The sequence below is a fragment of the Micromonospora globispora genome (genome assembly GCF_003857015.1).
GTDB classification, from domain to species: Bacteria; Actinomycetota; Actinomycetes; order Mycobacteriales; family Micromonosporaceae; genus Micromonospora; species Micromonospora globispora.
Genome location: NZ_QGGF01000471.1, coordinates 1 through 2,455 on the forward strand (window position 1 = coordinate 1; position 2,455 = coordinate 2,455).

The 2,455-nt window shown below is 74.4% G+C and carries 3 protein-coding genes; 2 read left to right on the plus strand and 1 reads right to left on the minus strand.

All coding sequences use genetic code 11. The annotated features are described in order from the left end of the window. Positions 1–455: MarR family transcriptional regulator (locus DKL51_RS25250; protein WP_148097843.1), on the minus strand; the 455-nt coding region annotated here is incomplete at its 3' end. A gap of 49 nt (positions 456–504) precedes the next feature. Here DKL51_RS25250 and xylA point away from each other — a divergent pair. Together xylA and DKL51_RS25260 are read left to right on the plus strand one after the other, a co-directional pair. Further along, positions 505–1,692 carry a xylose isomerase gene (gene xylA, locus DKL51_RS25255; RefSeq protein WP_109944308.1) on the plus strand — a complete coding sequence of 396 codons (1,188 nt, stop codon included), beginning with the start codon at positions 505–507 and terminating at the stop codon, positions 1,690–1,692. Positions 1,693–1,703: 11 nt separating this feature from the next. Next, positions 1,704–2,455: FGGY family carbohydrate kinase (locus DKL51_RS25260; RefSeq protein ID WP_260428665.1), on the plus strand; the 752-nt coding region annotated here is incomplete at its 3' end.

The following is a 2,455-nucleotide window of genomic DNA, read 5'->3' on the forward strand; positions in this document are numbered from 1 at the left end:
GCGCCGAGGGCGTCGACGTCGAGCGCGGCGAGCCGGGTCAGCGCGTCGGCGGGGGAGACCGGCCGCAGGTCGGTTCGGTGCATGACGTGGTGCCGGACCGCCCCGGCGAGGTCGACCACGCAGGCCGCCAGGTAGTCGACGTTGATCTCCAGCCCGAGTCCGGCCGGGCCGTCGCCGGCGAGCACGAGGCCGCGGGCGGGCCGGCCGGCTCCGGTACGTGGGGCGGGGTCGGCCTCGGTGACCAGCCGGCCGGCGATCAGATCGTCCACCACGGCGGAGACGGTGGCCCGGGTCAGCCCGGTGCGGGCGGCGATCTCGGCCCGGGAGGGCGGTCGGTCGGCGGCGGCGATCCGCCGGAGCACCACCGCGAGGTTCAGCTCGCGGAGGCTGCCCTGCCGGACGGCACCGGCCGTGCTGGCGCTGGTCACCCCTTGACACTGCCACATGCCGGTCATTTAATTCAACCATTGAACAAATTGCGGACGACACCACCGGAGGTCTGCCATGGCACCCCGTCCCACCCTCGCCGACAAGTTCTCCTTCGGTCTCTGGACGGTGGGCTGGCAGGCCCGTGACCCGTTCGGCGACGCCACCCGGCCCGAGCTGGACGCGGTGGAGGCGGTGCACCGCCTCGCCGAGCTCGGCGCGTACGGGATCACCTTCCACGACGACGACCTGGTCCCCTTCGGCGCGGACGCCGCCACCCGCGACGCCCACCTGACCCGGTTCCGCAAGGCCCTCGAGGAGACCGGCCTGGTCGTGCCGATGGTCACCACCAACCTCTTCACCCACCCGGTGTTCAAGGACGGCGGCTTCACCAGCAACGACCGCGACGTCCGGCGGTACGCGCTGCGCAAGGTGCTGCGCAACGTCGACCTCGCCGCCGAACTGGGTGCCCGCACCTTCGTGATGTGGGGCGGCCGGGAGGGCGCCGAGTACGACCTGGCCAAGGATGTCCGCTCGGCGCTGGACCGCTACCGGGAGGCCGTCGACCTGCTCTGCCAGTACGTCGTCGACCAGGGCTACGACCTGCGCTTCGCCATCGAGCCAAAGCCGAACGAGCCGCGCGGCGACATCCTGCTGCCCACCGTCGGGCACGCGCTCGCCTTCATCTCCACCCTGGCCCGTCCCGAGCTGGTCGGGCTCAACCCGGAGGTCGGCCACGAGCAGATGGCCGGGCTGAACTTCGCGCACGGCATCGCCCAGGCCCTCTGGCAGGGCAAGCTCTTCCACATCGACCTCAACGGCCAGCGCGGCATCAAGTACGACCAGGATCTGGTCTTCGGCCACGGTGACCTGCTCAACGCGTTCGCCCTGGTGGACCTGCTGGAGCACGGCGGCCCGAACGGCGGCCGCGCGTACGACGGTCCCCGGCACTTCGACTACAAGCCCTCCCGGACCGAGGACATGACCGGGGTGTGGGCCTCCGCCGAGGCGAACATGCGCACGTACCTGCTGCTCAAGGAGCGGGCCGCGGCGTTCCGGGCGGACCCGGAGGTGGCCGAGGCCCTCGCTGCCAGCAAGGTCACCGACCTGGCCACGCCGACGCTGAACCCGGGGGAGAGCTACGCCGACCTGCTCGCCGACCGCTCCGCGTTCGAGGAGTTCGACCCGGACGCCGCCGGGGCGAAGGGCTTCGGCTTCGTCCGGCTCAACCAGCTCGCCGTCGAGCACCTGCTCGGCGCGCGCTGAGGCGGGCCGCCATGCCGCTCGTCGCCGGGGTGGACTCGTCCACCCAGTCCTGCAAGGTCGTCGTCCGGGACGCGGAGACCGGCGCGCTGGTCCGGCAGGGCCGCGCGCCGCACCCGGACGGCACGGAGGTCGACCCGCAGGCGTGGTGGGACGCCCTGCGGGCGGCCGCCGACGCGGCCGGTGGGCTGGCCGACGTGGCGGCCGTCGCGGTCGGCGGCCAGCAGCACGGCATGGTCTGCCTGGACGAGGCGGGCCGGGTGGTCCGGCCCGCCCTGCTCTGGAACGACACCCGTTCCGCCGGAGCGGCCCGGGACCTGATCGCCGAGGCCGGTGGCGGGGAGGCCGGCCGCCGTTTCTGGGCCGAGGCGGTGGGCAGCGTGCCGGTGGCCAGCTTCACCGCCACCAAGCTGCGCTGGCTGGCCCGGCACGAGCCGGCGAACGCCGACCGGGTGGCCGCCGTCTGCCTGCCGCACGACTGGCTCACCTGGCGGCTGGCCGGTGCGCCCGGGCTGGACGCGCTGGTTACCGACCGGGGTGACGCCAGCGGCACCGGCTACTGGTCCCCGGCCACCGGCACGTACCGCCTCGACCTGCTGGAGATGGCGTTCGGCCGGACGCTGCGGCTGCCCACCGTGCTGGGGCCGGCCGAGTCGGCCGGCGTCCTCGACCCGGCCGTGCTCGGCGGCCGGTCGCCGGCCGGAAACGTGCTGCTCGGCCCGGGGAGCGGGGACAACGCCGCCGCCGCGCCCGGCGCCGGGGCCGG

Coding starts and splice junctions, on each gene's coding strand:
- xylA (WP_109944308.1), top strand. CDS start 505: ATGGCACCCCGTCCCACCCTCGCCGACAAGTTCTCCTTCGGTCTCTGG.